This window comes from Deltaproteobacteria bacterium (genome assembly GCA_019912665.1).
In the GTDB taxonomy this organism is placed as follows: Bacteria; Desulfobacterota; GWC2-55-46; order GWC2-55-46; family GWC2-55-46; genus UBA5799.
In genome coordinates, this window is the sequence record JAIOIE010000030.1 from 1 (window position 1) to 15,719 (window position 15,719).

Annotated in this window: 17 protein-coding genes; all 17 read left to right on the forward strand. The window is 57.7% G+C overall.

Going from position 1 to position 15,719, the window contains the following annotated elements; translation table 11 throughout:
- The coding region (locus K8I01_12280; protein ID MBZ0221194.1) for a chemotaxis protein CheW at positions 1 to 322 on the forward strand (322 nt) is incomplete at its 5' end.
- Positions 323 to 336: 14 nt separating this feature from the next.
- Complete coding sequence (locus tag K8I01_12285; protein ID MBZ0221195.1) at positions 337 to 1,218, forward strand: protein-glutamate O-methyltransferase; 882 nt, start codon at positions 337 to 339, stop codon at positions 1,216 to 1,218.
- Between the two features lie 20 nt (positions 1,219 to 1,238).
- Positions 1,239 to 2,138 carry a HAMP domain-containing histidine kinase gene (locus K8I01_12290; protein ID MBZ0221196.1) on the forward strand — a complete coding sequence of 300 codons (900 nt, stop codon included), beginning with the start codon at positions 1,239 to 1,241 and terminating at the stop codon, positions 2,136 to 2,138.
- Positions 2,139 to 2,193: 55 nt separating this feature from the next.
- A complete protein-coding gene (locus K8I01_12295; GenBank protein ID MBZ0221197.1) occupies positions 2,194 to 2,622 on the forward strand; it encodes a chemotaxis protein CheD in 429 nt (142 codons plus the stop codon).
- Positions 2,619 to 3,689, forward strand: coding sequence for a chemotaxis response regulator protein-glutamate methylesterase (locus tag K8I01_12300; protein MBZ0221198.1), 1,071 nt, complete (start codon positions 2,619 to 2,621; stop codon positions 3,687 to 3,689). The genes K8I01_12295 and K8I01_12300 overlap by 4 nt, the downstream gene beginning before the upstream one ends.
- Before the next feature lie 350 nt (positions 3,690 to 4,039).
- Complete coding sequence (locus K8I01_12305; GenBank protein MBZ0221199.1) at positions 4,040 to 5,200, forward strand: hypothetical protein; 1,161 nt, start codon at positions 4,040 to 4,042, stop codon at positions 5,198 to 5,200.
- Positions 5,201 to 5,222: 22 nt separating this feature from the next.
- Entirely contained in the window at positions 5,223 to 5,849 is a 627-nt protein-coding gene (locus K8I01_12310; protein MBZ0221200.1) for a DsbA family protein, read from the forward strand.
- A gap of 8 nt (positions 5,850 to 5,857) precedes the next feature.
- The gene (locus K8I01_12315; protein MBZ0221201.1) at positions 5,858 to 6,475 is read left to right on the forward strand and encodes a cation transporter; all 618 of its coding nucleotides are present in this window, start codon (positions 5,858 to 5,860) and stop codon (positions 6,473 to 6,475) included.
- A gap of 129 nt (positions 6,476 to 6,604) precedes the next feature.
- Positions 6,605 to 7,072, forward strand: a complete 468-nt coding sequence (locus K8I01_12320) for a Mut7-C RNAse domain-containing protein (GenBank protein MBZ0221202.1) — start codon at positions 6,605 to 6,607, stop codon at positions 7,070 to 7,072.
- Positions 7,073 to 7,224: 152 nt separating this feature from the next.
- Complete coding sequence (locus K8I01_12325) at positions 7,225 to 7,545, forward strand: divalent-cation tolerance protein CutA (protein ID MBZ0221203.1); 321 nt, start codon at positions 7,225 to 7,227, stop codon at positions 7,543 to 7,545.
- Between the two features lie 166 nt (positions 7,546 to 7,711).
- Positions 7,712 to 9,514 (forward strand): translation elongation factor 4, encoded by a 1,803-nt coding sequence (lepA, locus tag K8I01_12330; GenBank protein ID MBZ0221204.1) that lies wholly within the window; start codon positions 7,712 to 7,714, stop codon positions 9,512 to 9,514.
- Positions 9,515 to 9,525: 11 nt separating this feature from the next.
- Positions 9,526 to 10,212: a signal peptidase I gene (lepB, locus tag K8I01_12335; GenBank protein ID MBZ0221205.1), complete on the forward strand. Its 687-nt coding sequence runs from the start codon at positions 9,526 to 9,528 to the stop codon at positions 10,210 to 10,212.
- Between the two features lie 341 nt (positions 10,213 to 10,553).
- Positions 10,554 to 11,459: a tyrosine recombinase XerC gene (locus K8I01_12340; protein ID MBZ0221206.1), complete on the forward strand. Its 906-nt coding sequence runs from the start codon at positions 10,554 to 10,556 to the stop codon at positions 11,457 to 11,459.
- A 20-nt stretch (positions 11,460 to 11,479) separates the two neighbouring features.
- Positions 11,480 to 12,013 carry an ATP-dependent protease subunit HslV gene (gene hslV, locus K8I01_12345; GenBank protein MBZ0221207.1) on the forward strand — a complete coding sequence of 178 codons (534 nt, stop codon included), beginning with the start codon at positions 11,480 to 11,482 and terminating at the stop codon, positions 12,011 to 12,013.
- 51 nt (positions 12,014 to 12,064) lie between these two features.
- Positions 12,065 to 13,429 carry an ATP-dependent protease ATPase subunit HslU gene (hslU, locus tag K8I01_12350; GenBank protein ID MBZ0221208.1) on the forward strand — a complete coding sequence of 455 codons (1,365 nt, stop codon included), beginning with the start codon at positions 12,065 to 12,067 and terminating at the stop codon, positions 13,427 to 13,429.
- A gap of 113 nt (positions 13,430 to 13,542) precedes the next feature.
- On the forward strand, positions 13,543 to 14,400 hold the full coding sequence (gene argB, locus K8I01_12355) for an acetylglutamate kinase (protein MBZ0221209.1): 858 nt from the start codon (positions 13,543 to 13,545) through the stop codon (positions 14,398 to 14,400).
- A 109-nt stretch (positions 14,401 to 14,509) separates the two neighbouring features.
- Positions 14,510 to 15,715 (forward strand): aspartate aminotransferase family protein, encoded by a 1,206-nt coding sequence (locus K8I01_12360; GenBank protein ID MBZ0221210.1) that lies wholly within the window; start codon positions 14,510 to 14,512, stop codon positions 15,713 to 15,715.
- Positions 15,716 to 15,719: the final 4 nt, after the last annotated feature.

Genomic DNA, 15,719 nt, shown 5'->3' on the forward strand with positions numbered 1-15,719 from the left:
GCCGGTAGTCGACATGCGCCTGAAGTTCGGCATGAGCCGTACGGAGCAGACGGTCAACACCTGCATAATAATCGTCGAGATAAGCCTTGACGGCGAAAAGCTCGTAATCGGGGCTCTCGCGGACTCGGTCCAGGAGGTCATAGAGATAGAGCCCGGGCATATTGAGCCGCCTCCGCGCATAGGCACGAGGCTCAATACCGAGTTCATAAAAGGCATGGGCAAGAGGGATGAGCAGTTCATAATCATCCTTGAGATAAACAAGATATTCTCTTCCAGCGAGCTCGTAGTAATCAGCGGCGAATCCGCGGCCGAGAGCGCGTGAAGCGGGGACCGGATATGGAATACGCGATAAGCCCTGTTGACGATATCGACGTGGCGTCCCCGGGGGGCCTCAAAAGGCTTTCCGAGGGCGATTTTCAGCGGCTCAGTACTTTCATCCAGCAGGAGCTCGGGATCAAGATGCCGCCGGCAAAGAAGGCGCTACTCGAGTCCAGGCTCCAGAAGCGCCTCCGTGCGCTCGGGTGCAAGACCTTTTCCGAGTACTGCGACACGCTATTCGGCCCCGGCGGCATGGCGCGGGAGCTGGTCTTCATGCTCGACCTGGTCACGACGAACAAAACCGATTTTTTCAGGGAGTCGCATCATTTCGACCTGCTCCTCCAGAGCATACTTCCAGCCATGGTCCGCGAGTCGGGCCGCCGCGTCTCCATCTGGAGCGCCGGCTGCTCAACGGGCGAGGAACCATATACCCTCGCTATGGTCTTAAGCGAGTTCGCGTCAGGCCACCCGGGGCTCGGTTTCGATTTCGATATCCTGGCTACCGACATCTCGACACGGGTGCTTGAGATGGCCAGCAAGGGGATTTACAAGGAAGAGAGACTCGTTCCTGTGCCGGAGAGCTTCAGAAGACGCTATTTCCTGAGGAGCAGAGACAGGTCATCGGGGCTCGTGCGGGTCGCGCCGGAGGTGAGGGAAAAGGTAAGGTTCGCGAGGCTTAACCTCATGGACGAGGAGTTCCCGATTGAAAGCCCGCTCGACATTATCTTCTGCAGGAACGTCATTATCTACTTCAACAGGGAAACGCAGGAGCGGCTCATGTGGAAGTTCTGCAACTACCTCAAGCCCGGCGGGTATCTTTTCCTCGGCCATTCCGAGACGCTTAGCGGGCTCGGGCTTCCGCTTAAGAAAGTAGCCGCGTCCGTATACATAAAGTGCTGAATTCAGGGAGGTGAGCCAAGATGCGAGACCTTTCGGACAGGGAACTCCTGGCCGTCATAGAGGAGAGGCTTGAGGCCAAGGACAAGGCCTATGCCGGGCTTGTCGAGCTTACGGGCAAGCTGGAGGAGCTCAACAGGAAGCTCATAGAATCCGAGGATGTGAAGTCCAGCTTTCTCTCGAACATAAGGAATGAGATAAACAACCCGCTCACGTCTGTCCTTACGATGTCCGAGGTCCTCATATCCGGCGACGAACTGCCGGACCATGCCACCCTCAGATCCATAATAGGGATGATACACAAGGAGTCCTTCAGCCTCAACTTCCAGCTCAGGAACATCTTCGCCGCGGCCGAGCTCGAGGCCGGCGAGGCGGTCCCTGGGTTCTCAAGCGTCGACATGGACTCGATACTTAAGGACGTGGTCTCCTCCCTGGGCCACAGGGCAGCGGAAAAGAAGGTCTCCGTGTACCTTGACGTCCAGACCGAGCTTACTGAGAAGGCATTCCGTACCGATGCCGAAAAAGTGCACAGGATCGCCACTAACCTCCTGGCCAACGCCATCGAGTTCAGCCCGGATGGGGGCGAAATTTCCGTTGCCGCCGCGACCGAGGACGGCTGGCTCAGGATATCGGTGAGGGACCGCGGCCCGGGCATAGACCCCCGCGATTTCAACCTGCTGTTCGAGAGGTTCAGGCAGCTTGACAGCGGCGCTTCGAAGCAGCACCTGGGGCACGGCCTGGGCTTATCGATAGTCAAGGCCACCGTGGACCTCCTCGGCGGGGATATATCGGTCGAGAGCAGCCCGGGAAAAGGGGCGCTCTTTACGGTATCGGTCCCCGAGGCCGACATGGATGTTTCCACCTGCGCCATTTCGATGGACGGCGCCGAGTTCTTTACCCAACCCGAGACCAGAAGGTTCTGATAGAGTGCTGCTGAATACCGTAAAAGCCGGGGGACAGCACTACCTGTACCCCGGGATGCTATTTGCCGAGGCGGGCTCGCACAGCGTCGTGACGGTCCTCGGCTCGTGCATCTCTGTCTGCCTGTGGGACCCTGAGAGGAGGGCCGGGGGCATAAACCACTATCTCCTCCCGTACTGGAACGGAGAGGGCCTGAGGACACCCAAGTACGGCAATATCGCGGTCCCGACGCTGATAGAGAGGCTCCTTCAGGTCGGTTGCGGCAAGTCAAGGCTCGTGGCCAAGGTCTTCGGCGGCGCGAGCGTCCTCGAAAGCTCGGGGGTCCTTAACGTCGGTGAGCGTAATATTACGTTCGCCAGGGGCGCGCTTGCGGAAGCAGGCATACATGTCGCCTGCGAGGACGTCGGCGGAACGCACGGGAGAAAAATAATGTTCCATACCGGCACCGGCGAGGTGTTCGTAAGGAAGATAGGGCGGCATGAATGACGAAAAAGACAAAGGTACTCGTAATAGACGATTCCGCGGTCGTGAGGAAGGTCCTGACGGCCATAATAGGCTCCGAGCCCGACCTCGAGGTCATCGGGGCGGCAAGCGACCCCTTTATCGCTGCCGAGAAGATAGCGCACGACCTGCCTGACGTCATAACCCTCGATGTCGAGATGCCGCGCATGGACGGCATCACCTTTCTCCAGAAGCTCATGAGCCAGCACCCGATACCGACGGTAGTCATCTCGAGCCTCGCGGGCGGAGGCTCGGAGACTGCGCTTAAGGCGCTTGAGTACGGCGCGGTCGAGATTTTGCAGAAGCCGACCATTGGCACTAAGGAGTTTCTCGAGGAATCACGCGTGCTCATATGTGACGCGGTTAGGGCCGCTTCCGTCGCGAAGCTCAGGAGGGTGCCGGTCCATGCGGTCGCCCCGGCCCCCAAGCTCAACGCGGACGCGGTCATCGCTAAATCCAGGCCCACGAAGGCCATGCTCCGGACGACCGAAAAGGTGATCATCCTCGGAGCCTCGACCGGCGGAACCGAAGCGATAAGCGAATTCCTCATGTCCATGCCTCTCGATTCGCCCGGCATAGTCATAGTCCAGCACATGCCCGAAAAGTTCACCGCATCGTTCGCAAAAAGGCTCGACTCCGCGTGCAGGATATCGGTAAAGGAGGCCGAGGACAACGATACCGTCATAAGGGGGAGGGCCCTCATCGCGCCGGGGAACAGGCACATGATGCTAAAGAGGAGCGGCGCGAGATATTATGTCGAGATAAAGGACGGGCCCCTCGTTTCGAGGCACAGGCCGTCGGTTGACGTCCTCTTCCGTTCCGCTGCCATGTACGCCGGGAAGAACGCCGTCGGGGTCATATTGACGGGCATGGGCGACGACGGCTCAAAGGGCATGAAGGAGATGAAGGAGGCCGGCTCATTCAATATCGCGCAGGACGAGCGCACCTCGGTCGTATACGGCATGCCCAAGGAGGCCGTAAAGGCCGGGGCAGTGGACTGCGTGCTGCCGCTTAATGAGATAGCGGGCCGGGTGCTCAAGGAATGCGCTTAGGCTATGCGCATAGAAGGACTATCGCAAACTGATACACGCCTAAAGCTGCCCCGTCCTTTCCGACACGGGCAGACTGCTTTCAATCCAGTAGACACTGTTTTTCCTTCCTTTTCCGGTTTGACTTAAATCCCATAAATCTGTATATTATAAGAGGCTTTGGACGATGCCAACTAACGGGCCTATCGGCCCGCGGCATGCAGTATGCCTGTATTCAGACAGGTCCTTTCCGGGCTGCGCACGTGATGCGCCGCGAATAGCCATATGCAGCCCGTTTACCTATGTACGAGCTGGTGCCCCCGCCATGCCCTTTCCCGGAGGAGGCATCAAAGCCCTGAAATGAGAGGTATTCTTTGCTGAAAGCCATTGTATTCGCGGTCTCAATCTTCCTTTTGCCTGCTGCGGCTTTTGCTGAAGATGGCGTATTGACCATCCTCTACAGCGGGGCCATGAGGGGAGAGCTCGAGCCGTGCGGCTGTTCGCCGGAGAACCTTTCGGGCGGGCTCGCGAGGCTTTCGGGTTTCATCAATGCGAATAAAGAGAGGCTCAGTCCCTATGTGCTAGTGGACGCAGGCAACTCCCTCGGGGACGGTTCGCGGCAGGGCAGGCTCAAATCGGATGTCGTCCTCAGGTCGTTCTCGCTGATGAAGTATGACGCCGTTGCTTTATACGGCGGCAAGGCGCTTAAGCCGGTAGCGGAAGCGGCGAACGGGTACGGGGTAAATGCTATCAGCGACCTCACCGGGAGCCCGGGCGCGGTGCGGGTCGAAAAGGGGAAACTCGCCCTTAATATAAGCGTAGACAAGGCCGCCTCCAGGAAGGGCATGATCAATCTGCTCCTTACGGACAGGCCGTCCTCGGAGCTAGGCCAGGTAGAAGACTGGGACGTTGTCGTCACCTCTTCCGGAGAGGTCCTGGAAGAGCCGCTTGCATCCGGCAGGGCGCTTGTTGTTTCCGGCTACCCCAGGGGGCAGAAGCTCGGAGTCCTTACGCTCAGCCTCGATGAGAACGGTCGGGTCTCAGGGTTCAGCCACCGGTGGCAGGACCTGGGAAATGATGTCAAGGAAGGCCAAAAAGTACGTGAAATAATTAACGAATATGACAGGAAAGTCGCCGAGCTTGTAAAAGACGAGGACATGCCTCAGACGGGCCTTAGCCCCTATCTCGGGGCAGAGAGCTGCATGGAATGCCACCGCGCATACCATGAGGGCTGGAAGACCACGCGACATTCGGAGGCCTTCGCCACGCTTGAAAGGGCCGGTAAACCAAGAGACCCTGAATGCGTGAAGTGCCATTCGACCGGCTATGGAGAGGACGGCGGTTTTTACAGCATTTCCGCCACTCCGAAACTGGCCGGGGTGCAGTGCGAGGCTTGCCACGGGCCGGGCAGGGAGCATACGAAGGACTTCAAGCCAATGCAGCCGGTAGGCGAATCCGTATGCGTCAAGTGCCATACGGTCGAGAGGAGCCCTAATTTCGAATTCAAGAGATACATTGAAGGCATAGGCCATTAACAACAAGGACGAAGGAGGACGCATGTTGAAGAAAATACTTTTACTGCTGGTCGGGCTCGCATTCATCCCGCTAGCCGCCTCGGCAGCTCCGGCCCCCTCGATAAAGGGGACCTACACGGAGGTGCAGGGCAAGGAATTCAAATTCGACGGCAAGACGGTAGAGGTTGTCGAGTTCCTGAGCTTCTATTGCGGGAGCTGCTACAAGTTCGAGGAGTCTGTGCCGGTCGTAAAGGGCAACTTCCCGAAAAAGATAAAATGGACGATAGTGCCCGTATATTGGGGCCAGGCGTCCACCAAGCCGAGCGAGGCGTATTTCCTGGCCGAGGAGGCCGGAAAGGGCGAGGAGATGAAAAAGGCCCTCTTCAGGGCCAACTTCATAGAGAAGAAGGACATCGGGAACATCCAGGTGCTCGAATCCCTGGCGGCAGAGATGGGACTCGGCTTCGACTTCAGCAGGAAGCTCAGGACCGGCGCGAAAACGGAACAGGCGAGGAAGGCTCTCGATATGGCGAGGGAGTACGGGATAAGCGAGACGCCTTCACTTGTGATTGCGGGAAACCTCCTTACTAGCCCCCACACACTGAACCATGACCTGAACGCCTTGAAGGACAACGCGATAACCATAATCGGCAGCATACTAAAGAAATAGGACCCGGCATGGCGGACTGCTGCCAGGATAAGGCATGCGAGATCGAAGCCCTGCGAGAAAAGCAGGGCGCGGTCCTCAAGGCCGTGCTGGCCATAAACGCGGTAATGTTCCTCGTTGAGGCCGGTGCAGGGACACTCGCCGGCTCAACGGCCCTGCAGGCAGACTCGCTCGACATGCTCGGAGATTCTCTCGTATACGGCTTCAGCCTCTATGTGCTCGGCAGGGGCGCAAGGTGGCAGGCCGCGTCAGCCCTTTTCAAGGGGCTCATTATGGCCGCGTTCGGGTTTTTCGTGCTCGGCGAGGCGGCCTACAGGCTATTGAACCCCGCGATCCCTCCTGCAGATGTCATAGGCGGAATAGGGGCGCTTGCTCTTTTTGCCAACTCCATATGCCTCTGGCTCCTCTGGAAGCACCGGAGCGACGACATAAACATGCACTCCGTCTGGCTCTGCTCGCGTAATGACATTATCGCCAACGTCTCGCTCTTCGTCGCGGCAGCCGGTGTCTGGGCGACAGGCTCATGGTGGCCTGACATGGCCATAGGTCTTGCCATAGCGGCGGTCTTCCTCCGCTCGTCTTTATTTGTAGTCGGGAGGGCCGTACGCCAGCTTAAGACCGCTAGCTGATGGCCCGAGCCCGGCGAATCCCAATATCCCAGCTTAATCCCGCTCTTCCCGCCCTTGACTTAAGCTCAGGCTTGTGGCCAGAGTTATCTTGGAAGTAGACCAACATACCCTGCCGATAACAGGTCAATAGTGAACGGAAACCCAAGGTTCTTTGCCGATTCCATGCTCGGCAAGCTCGCAAGGTGGATGAGGACCCTCGGCTATGATGTCGAGTACGACCCCTCTATAGAAGACGGCGAGCTGGTCAGGAGGGCGGCTGCCGGAGGCAGGATCGTACTCACAAGGGACACGAGGCTTATCAAGCGGAAGGCGGTCAGGAACATGGCTTTTTTCATAAGGGGCGACCGCATAGAGGACCAGCTGAGGGAGGTCGCTTCCGCGTATCCGCCGGAAAAGGGAATGCTCCTTACGAGATGCTTAAGGTGCAATGCCGTCCTGGAAGATGTCCCCCGCGAGTCAATAAGGGGGAAGGTCCCCCCTTATGTCTACGCAACGCAGGCCGGGTTTTCGGCATGCCCGGTCTGCCGTCGTATATATTGGGGAGGAACTCACAAAACGAGGATGGTAGAAGAGCTTAAGAGGATGCTCAGCGGCTGAAAAGCCTTTCCCCTTAGCGGGCCCCGGCGCCTTACCTTGTTGATTTATCCCTCCAAAGATGGTAGTTTCCATTTCTGGATTCCCTGAATTCAATCATCCGAACGGTCACGGACGGCCTTGAGCCGTTGAGATGCTATCAGAAGGAGTCTCCCATGGACGGACATATCGTCGTCTTCACGACAGCCCAGGATCAGGACGCGGCCCTGCAGATAGCTGACGCGGTCGTAAGCGAGGGGCTTGCCGCGTGCTGCAACATGCTCCCGGGGCTCCGGTCCATCTACATGTGGAAGGGCGAGATTTACGACGAGGAAGAGGTGCTCTGCATCATTAAGACCAGGGCAGGGCTCTTTGACGCACTCAAGGCCCGCATATTGGAGCTTCACGCCTACGAGGTCCCCGAGATCATAGCAATCGATATAAAGGCCGGGCACTCGGACTATCTCAAGTGGATAGACCAGGTCACCGCGAGGTGACGGAGGGGGCGGTCCGTCGGGCGGCCCTAATGTGGCATTTTCCCTGCTAGGGAAGCGGCCCCGGCCCCGCGAAGGGGCCGGGGTTTTATTTTGACAAACCCCCTCTCTTTATTTACAATATCTTGTTATCGCATTTATCCGTACGGGAAGGGAAAAGGCCGTAATTTTGACGACGAAGACAGGCAATATCCGCAACTTTTCGATAATAGCGCACATAGACCATGGAAAGTCCACCCTTTCGGACAGGCTCCTCGAGTACACCGGGAGCATATCCAAAAGGGAGATGATGGACCAGTTCCTCGACAAGATGGAGCTCGAGCGCGAGCGGGGCATCACCATAAAGGCCCAGACGGCGCGGCTCTCTTACAAGGCCGACGACGGGGAGACCTATGTCCTTAACCTCATCGACACGCCAGGCCACGTGGACTTCAGCTACGAGGTCTCGCGTTCGCTCTCGGCGTGCGAGGGGGCGATCCTCATTGTGGACGCCTCGCAGGGGGTCGAGGCGCAGACGCTTGCCCACCTCTACACGGCCGTGGACGTAGGGCTTGAGATATTCCCGGTCCTCAACAAGATCGACCTCCCGTCGGCCGAGCCCGAGAGGATAAAGGCCGAGATCGAGGAGGTATGCGGCATCGACGCATCCGAGGCCGTGCTTACGAGCGCCAAGGAGGGCATCGGGATAAAGGACGTGCTCGAGGCCATCGTAAAGCGCATACCCCATCCGGGCGGGGACGAGAAGGCCCCCTTGAAGGCCCTGGTATTCGACAGCTGGTATGACATATACAAGGGCGTAATAGTGCAGATAAGGGTCTACGAGGGGACCATAAGGAAGGGGACCAGGATACGCTTCATGGCAAACGGCAAGGAGTTCGACGTCGACCATGTCGGCGTCTTCGCCCCGAAGCCGAAGGTGGTGGAGGAGCTCGGCCCCGGCGAGGTCGGTTTCGTCATAGCCGGCATAAAGGAAGTTAGGGACACGAGCGTCGGCGATACGATTACCGATGCCGCGAATCCGACCTCAGAGCCTCTTCCCGGATACAAGCCCGCCAAGTCGATGGTATTTAGCGGCCTCTATCCGGTCGATTCGGTCCAGTACGAGGACCTTAAGGAAGCGGTCATGAAATTGAGGCTCAACGACTCGTCCTTCACCTTCGAGCCCGAGACCTCTCTGGCACTGGGCTTCGGGTTCAGGTGCGGCTTCCTGGGCCTTTTCCACATGGAGATAATCAGGGAGAGGCTCGAACGGGAGTACGGCCTGGAGCTCATAACTACAGCGCCAACGGTCGTCTACAGGGTCACGAAGACCGACGGCTCCGTCATGCTGGTCGAGAACCCCTCGAACCTGCCGACCCCGCAGTTCATAGAGAAGATAGAGGAGCCGTACATACTCGCTACCATTCACCTTCCGTCCGAGTTCCTGGGCGCCATACTCGGCCTCTGCGAGAGTAAAAGAGGCATACAGCGCGAGATAAAGTACCTGAGCACCTCGAGGGTGGTCGTGGTCTATGAGATACCCCTTAACGAGATAGTCCTCGATTTCTACGATAAGCTCAAGACCCTCACCAAGGGCTACGCCTCGATGGACTACGAGTACCTTGATTTCAGGGCCTCGGAGCTCGTGAAGCTGGATATCCTCATAAACGGCGAGACGGTCGACGCGCTCTCCCTCATAGTGCCGAAGGAGCGTGCGTACGCGAGGGGCAGGGAACTCACGGAAAAGATGCGCGAGATAATCCCCAGGCAGATGTTCGAGATAGCCATACAGGCCGCCATAGGGAACAAGGTCATCGCGAGGGAGACCATCAAGGCCATGAGGAAGAACGTGACCGCCAAGTGCTACGGCGGCGACATAACGAGGAAAAGGAAGCTCATCGAGAAGCAGAAGGAAGGCAAAAAGCGCATGAAGCAGGTGGGCAGGGTGGAGCTCCCGCAAGAGGCGTTCCTTGCCGTCCTCAAGGTGAGCTGATGGGAATAGAGATGGCGGAAAAGGAAAAGGAAGATAAGGCACGGGACGAGAAGCGGAAAAAAGGGCACGCGCGGGAGATCGTCGAGGCGATCGCCATCGCCCTTGTATTGGCCCTCGTCATAAGGACCTTCATAATACAGGCCTTCAAGATACCATCGGGCTCGATGGAAGATACGCTCCTCGTGGGGGACCATATAATCGTAAGCAAGCTCTCTTACGGCATACAGGTGCCCAAGCCCGCAATGATAAAGGTGCTCGGGACTACGGTCCCCTTCTTCGAGACCAGGCTTTTCCGTACATGGGGAGAGATAGAGCGGGGCGACGTCGTGGTCTTCCGCTTCCCCGGCGACAGGTCCAAGGACTATATAAAGAGGGTGGTCGGGCTTCCCGGCGACCGTGTCGAGATAATATCGAGGAAGATCTACATAAACGGGGAGGAATGGCAAGACCCGTACGGCATTAGCAAGGGCGGGGTCTACGGCGAGGAGGTCGAAAGGAGCGTATCCTTCGGCCCCTATTCGGTCCCCGAGGGCGCTATTTTCGCAATCGGCGACAACCGCGACAGGAGCTACGACTCGAGGTTCTGGGGGCCGGTGCCCATCAAGGACATAAAAGGGAAAGCCCTCCTAATTTACTGGTCGTGGAACAGCGACGACAACTGGATAAGGTTTTGGAGGATCGGCCAGGCAATACAGTAAGCAACCTCTGAAAAATCGATCTTTTCCCCGGACTCTGCGTCAGGACGTGAATAAAAATGCTCGCATATTTTCATATATGCTCCGCTTTTATTCCCGCCCTTCCGGGAAAAGCGGGGAAATCTCTAATTTTTAAAAGGTTGCTAAAATCATATCGCCCCAAATTCATTGAATAGCAGTCGTAATCAGCCCCCCTCTTACCCGGCGGGGCTCTCTTTTTCCGGGGCCTGCGAGCATGCTCCCCGGCTCATTTTAGATATTGCAGGTTCGGGGTTTTGGTGTTATAAGCTGAATTTACCGCGGTTCCAGGATGCGCGGGCGGGCCTGGATAAAAAGGGGCTTCTGTGAACGGGCTTAAGCGGCTTATAGAGGACTTTGGAAGCTACCTGGCCGTTGAGAGGAACTCATCCCCCAATACCCGACTGGGCTATATGAGGGACCTGGAACAGTTCCGCTCCTTTCTCGCGGAAAATCGTGGTTTAGGTGAGGACCCGGACATTTCCCGTATAGATGAAGCTGCCGTCATCTCTTTCGTTTATTCGCTCCACGGCGGACGGAAGAAGGTCTCGATAGCCCGTAAGCTATCTTCCATACGGTCGTTTTTCAGGTATCTTAGAAGAAAGGGACTCGCGGCCCGGAACCCGGCCGAGAACGTGCCGACTCCGAAGACGGAAAAGTACCTCCCGGCGGTCCTTACGGTCGAGGAGGCCTCGGCCCTTGTCGAGTCGCCCGCAACGGAAGACGGCAGAAAGACGGCGCGACGCGACCTTGCCATACTCGAGCTCCTTTATTCCTCAGGCATACGGTTAAGCGAGCTTACCGGCCTTGACCTCGAGGATGTGGATATCGAGGCCGGGACCATGCGGGTCCTCGGAAAGGGCAGCAAGGAGCGGATAGCCTATATCGGCTCAAAGGCCAGGGAAGCACTCATGGCTTACCTGGACGAGAGGGGCATGCGAAAAGGCCCGCTCTTCACTGGCAAGGGCAAGAGTGGGCGGGTATCCCAGAGGACGGTAGAGAGGCTTTTAAAGCTCTACGTCTTCCGTAGCGGCATAATGAAGGACCCGACCCCGCACTCGCTCCGGCATTCGTTCGCGACCCACTTGCTTGACGCCGGGGCCGACCTCCGGTCAATACAGGAGCTGCTGGGGCACTCGAAACTTTCCACGACGCAGAGATATACCAGGGTCGGCATTGCGGCCCTCATGGAGGCATACGACAAGGCCCATCCGAGGGCCAGGAAGACGTAGCGGAGGTCCATTTGTCAGGCATCGAGTTTCACGGGACTACTATCATAGCCGTCCGGAGGGACGGAAAGGTGGCCATAGCCGGGGACGGGCAGGTCACGCTCGGGGCGACTGTCATGAAGAAGGGGGCCGTCAAGGTGCGCCGCCTGCTTGAAGGGAAGGTATTGGCTGGTTTCGCCGGTTCGACAGCCGACGCCATGACCCTCTTCGACAAGTTCGAGGCCAAGCTCGAGGCCGCAAGGGGCAACATCACCAGGGCCGTAATAGAGCTCGCAAAGGACTGGCGGACCGACCGGGTATTAAGGAGGCTCGAGGCCCTGCTGGTCGTGGCCGATATAGAGCATACTTTCGTCATCTCCGGGAACGGCGATGTCATCGAGCCCGAGGAGGGGATAGCGGCCATAGGCTCTGGCGGCGCATTCGCGCTGGCCGCGGCAAAGATGCTATCGAGGCACACAGCCCTCGATGCGAGGACAATAGCGGAGGAGGCCCTTAAGACCGCCGCCGAGATATGCATCTATACGAACAGCAGCATAACAGTCGAAGAGCTTTCGTGAAAATTGCCTGCATAAGCAGGCCTTTGCAGGAAAATATTAAGAAGGTTTATCATCATGAAAAGCTTTACTCCAAGGGAAATAGTATCGGAGCTCGATAAGTTCATAATAGGCCAGAAGCTCGCCAAACGGGCCGTGGCCATAGCGCTCCGGAACCGCTGGCGCCGCCAGCAGGTGAGGGCCGACCTCCGGGAAGAGATATACCCCAAGAACATAATAATGATAGGCCCCACGGGCGTGGGGAAGACCGAGATATCGAGAAGGCTTGCGAAGCTTGCCCAGGCCCCGTTCATAAAGGTCGAGGCGAGCAAGTTCACCGAGGTCGGCTACGTGGGCCGGGACGTCGAGAGCATAATAAGGGACCTTGCCGAGCTTGCGGTCAAGATGGTAAAGGACGAGGAGAGGGTAAGGGTAAGGGTGAAGGCGAAGGACCTGGCCGAGGAGAGGATACTCGACCTACTTCTTCCGCCCACGACCGTCTCGCCGCTCCAGGTAGCCGACCATGAGAAGATAGCGAAGGAGCGCGAGGCGCAGAAGTCCACGCGCGAAAAGCTCAGGGGGCTGCTCCGTGAAGGCAAGCTCGATGACAAGGAGATAGAGGTAGAGACCAGCGAGCAGCAGAAGATGCCCTCGATAGAGATACTCTCGTCACAGGGCGGGTTCGAGGAGATGGACATGAACCTGAAGGACATGTTCTCGAACATCTTCCCGAAAAAGACCCGGAGGCGGAAGGTCAAGGTGCCCGACGCCCGGGAGCTACTCATAAACGAGGAGAGCCAGCGCCTAATCGACATGGAGAAGGTGACGAAGGAGGCGGTCGAGAGGGTAGAGCAGTCCGGAATCGTATTCATAGACGAGATAGACAAGATCGCGGGCCGCCAGTCCGGGCAGACCCCGGACGTCTCCAGGGAAGGCGTCCAGAGAGACCTCCTCCCCATAGTCGAGGGCTCGACCGTCAACACCAAATACGGAATGGTAAAGACCGACCACATACTATTCATCGCCTCGGGCGCGTTCCACATAGCGAAGCCCTCGGACCTAATACCGGAGTTCCAGGGCCGCTTCCCCATAAGGGTCGAGCTCGGCCCGCTCGGCGAGGAGGACTTCATAAGGATACTCACCGAGCCCGAGAACGCGCTCCTCAAGCAGTACAAGGCGCTTCTCGAAACCGAGGGGATAGAGGTGGAATACACGGACGACGGGGTGAGGGAGATAGCGTCCATCGCCACGATCGTGAACGACAGGATGGAGAACATAGGCGCGCGGAGGCTCCATACCGTCATGGAAAGGGTCTTCGACGAGATATCCTTCAACGCGCCCGATATGGCCGAGAAAAAGATAGTCATAGACCGGGAATACGTGAACAGCAGGCTTTCGGACATAGTGAAGGACGAAGACCTGTCGAGGTATATACTGTAATCGAGCCGTGGCCTCCGGGGGGAGCCAGCGGCTCAGCCCCGGACCACGGATATTTTTTTGAATCCGGAGTATCTTACCCCGCCTCCGGGGCCAAGAGCATATGGAGCGTGCCTGTGCAGAAGAACATTGAAAAGATACGCACTCTTTTCGAATCGCTTCCGTACATAAGGAAGTTCTACAACAAGACGGTCGTCATAAAGTACGGCGGCCACGCCATGATAGACGACGCCCTCAAGAAGAGCTTCGCCAGGGACATCGTCCTCATGAAGTACGTCGGGATAAACCCGGTCATAGTGCACGGGGGCGGCCCCCAGATAGGCGGGCTCCTTGCGAGGCTCGGAAAGGAATCGAGGTTCGTAAAGGGCATCCGCGTGACCGACAACGAGACCATGGACGTCGTGGAGATGGTCCTCGTGGGGAAGATAAACAAGGAGATAGTCGGGCTCATAAACCACTTCGGCGGCAAGGCCGTGGGCCTCGGCGGCAAGGACGGCGGCCTCATAAAGGCCAAGAGGCTAAAGATAAAGGGCGAGGAGATGGGCTATGTCGGTGACGTCGAGGCCATAGACCCCGGAGTCCTCGCGGTCCTCGAAGAGAGCGACTTTATCCCGGTCATCGCCCCGGTCGGCGGCGACGAGGAAGGGACGAGCTTCAACATAAACGCCGATACGGTCGCGGGGAAGATTGCATCGGCCCTGAACGCCGAGAAGCTCATCCTCCTCACGGACGTAGCCGGGGTGCTCGACAAGGATAAAAAGCTCATATCCTCCCTTACCCTTTCAGAGGCGCGGGCGCTCATTACGAAGAAGGTCGCCGTGGGCGGCATGATACCCAAGCTACAGTGCTGCATGGAGGCGGTGGTATCCGGCGTAAAGAGGGCCCATATAATCGACGGCAGGGTCGAGCACGCGGTGCTTCTTGAGGTATTTACCGACGCAGGGGTGGGCACGGCAATAGGGCTCAAGAAGTAAGCAATTTCTAAAATGCTCTCCCCGGACTCTCTAATTTTTGGAAGCTGCCATAAGAGTTTTACTCCCCGCTTTAAAAAAGGGGAATTCAGCATACCGGAGGGTAGTCGAGTTGTCGAACGCTGAGATAATAGCTCTTACCTCGAAGCATGTAGCTAACACATACGGCAGGTTCCCTGTTGCGATCGTAAGGGGCGAGGGGACTCGGGTGTGGGACGCGGACGGGAAGGAATACCTTGATTTCGTATCGGGCCTGGCCGTCTGCAACCTCGGCCACTGCCACCCGAAGATAGTAGCCGCCATCAGGGAGCAGGCCGGTAAGCTCATACATATATCGAACCTTTTTCACATCGAGACGCAGTCAGAGCTTGCGCGGCTCCTTACGGAGAACTCCTTCGCGGAGAGGGTATTCTTCTGCAACTCCGGGGCCGAGGCGAACGAGGCGGCCCTTAAGCTATCGAGGAAGTTCTTCAGCGACAGGGGCGCGAACAGGCATCGCATAGTGAGCATGGAGCAGTCGTTCCACGGCCGCACTTTCGCCGCGCTCGCGGCGACAGGGCAGAAGAAATACCAGTCCGGGTTCGAGCCTCTTTTGGAGCGCTTCGTCTACGCGCCTTTCAACGACATCGAGGCCGCAAAGAGGGTGGTGGATGATTCCACTGCCGCGGTCATGGTCGAGCCCATACAGGGCGAGGGCGGGGTGAACGTGGCGTCCCCGAATTACTTGAAGGAGTTGAAGGAAGTCTGCAAAAAGGCGGGGGCGCTCCTCATATTCGACGAGGTTCAGGTCGGCATGGGCCGCACGGGGACGCTTTTCGCCTACGAGAACTACGGCGCTCCGCCTGACATCATGACGCTAGCGAAGGGCCTTGCCGGAGGAGTGGCAATAGGCGCGATGCTCGCAACCGAAGAAGTGGCCTCGTCGTTCGTGCCCGGTACCCACGCGTCTACATTCGGCGGGAACCCGCTTGCGACAGCAGCAGGGATAGCCGCAGTGAACACTATGATAAACGACGGCATCCTGGACAATTGCAAAAAAGCCGGGGCGTACCTTGAAGGGAAGCTCAACGCGCTAAAGGCCAAATACGGCTTCATAAAAGAGGTGAGGGGCAAGGGGCTCATACTCGGCATGGAGCTTGCCGAAGGCGTAAAGGGCGGCGAGATCGTGAAGGAGTGCCTCGCAAAGGGGCTACTCATAAACTGCGTGGGCGACAAAGTCCTCCGTTTCATCCCGGCCCTTGTGGTTACGGAAAAGGAAGTGGACGAGATGCTGGGGATGCTGGAGCCGGTTCTCTCGTCCGCGGGGAAAGGTAAATAGGTGG

Excerpts from the sequence above, each read along its gene's own strand:
- K8I01_12315 (MBZ0221201.1), top strand. The coding sequence starts at position 5,858 with ATGGCGGACTGCTGCCAGGATAAGGCATGCGAGATCGAAGCCCTGCGA.
- K8I01_12285 (MBZ0221195.1), top strand. The coding sequence starts at position 337 with ATGGAATACGCGATAAGCCCTGTTGACGATATCGACGTGGCGTCCCCG.
- K8I01_12325 (MBZ0221203.1), top strand. The coding sequence starts at position 7,225 with ATGGACGGACATATCGTCGTCTTCACGACAGCCCAGGATCAGGACGCG.
- lepB (MBZ0221205.1), top strand. The coding sequence starts at position 9,526 with ATGGCGGAAAAGGAAAAGGAAGATAAGGCACGGGACGAGAAGCGGAAA.
- K8I01_12295 (MBZ0221197.1), top strand. The coding sequence starts at position 2,194 with ATGCTATTTGCCGAGGCGGGCTCGCACAGCGTCGTGACGGTCCTCGGC.
- K8I01_12310 (MBZ0221200.1), top strand. The coding sequence starts at position 5,223 with ATGTTGAAGAAAATACTTTTACTGCTGGTCGGGCTCGCATTCATCCCG.
- K8I01_12290 (MBZ0221196.1), top strand. The coding sequence starts at position 1,239 with ATGCGAGACCTTTCGGACAGGGAACTCCTGGCCGTCATAGAGGAGAGG.
- K8I01_12300 (MBZ0221198.1), top strand. The coding sequence starts at position 2,619 with ATGACGAAAAAGACAAAGGTACTCGTAATAGACGATTCCGCGGTCGTG.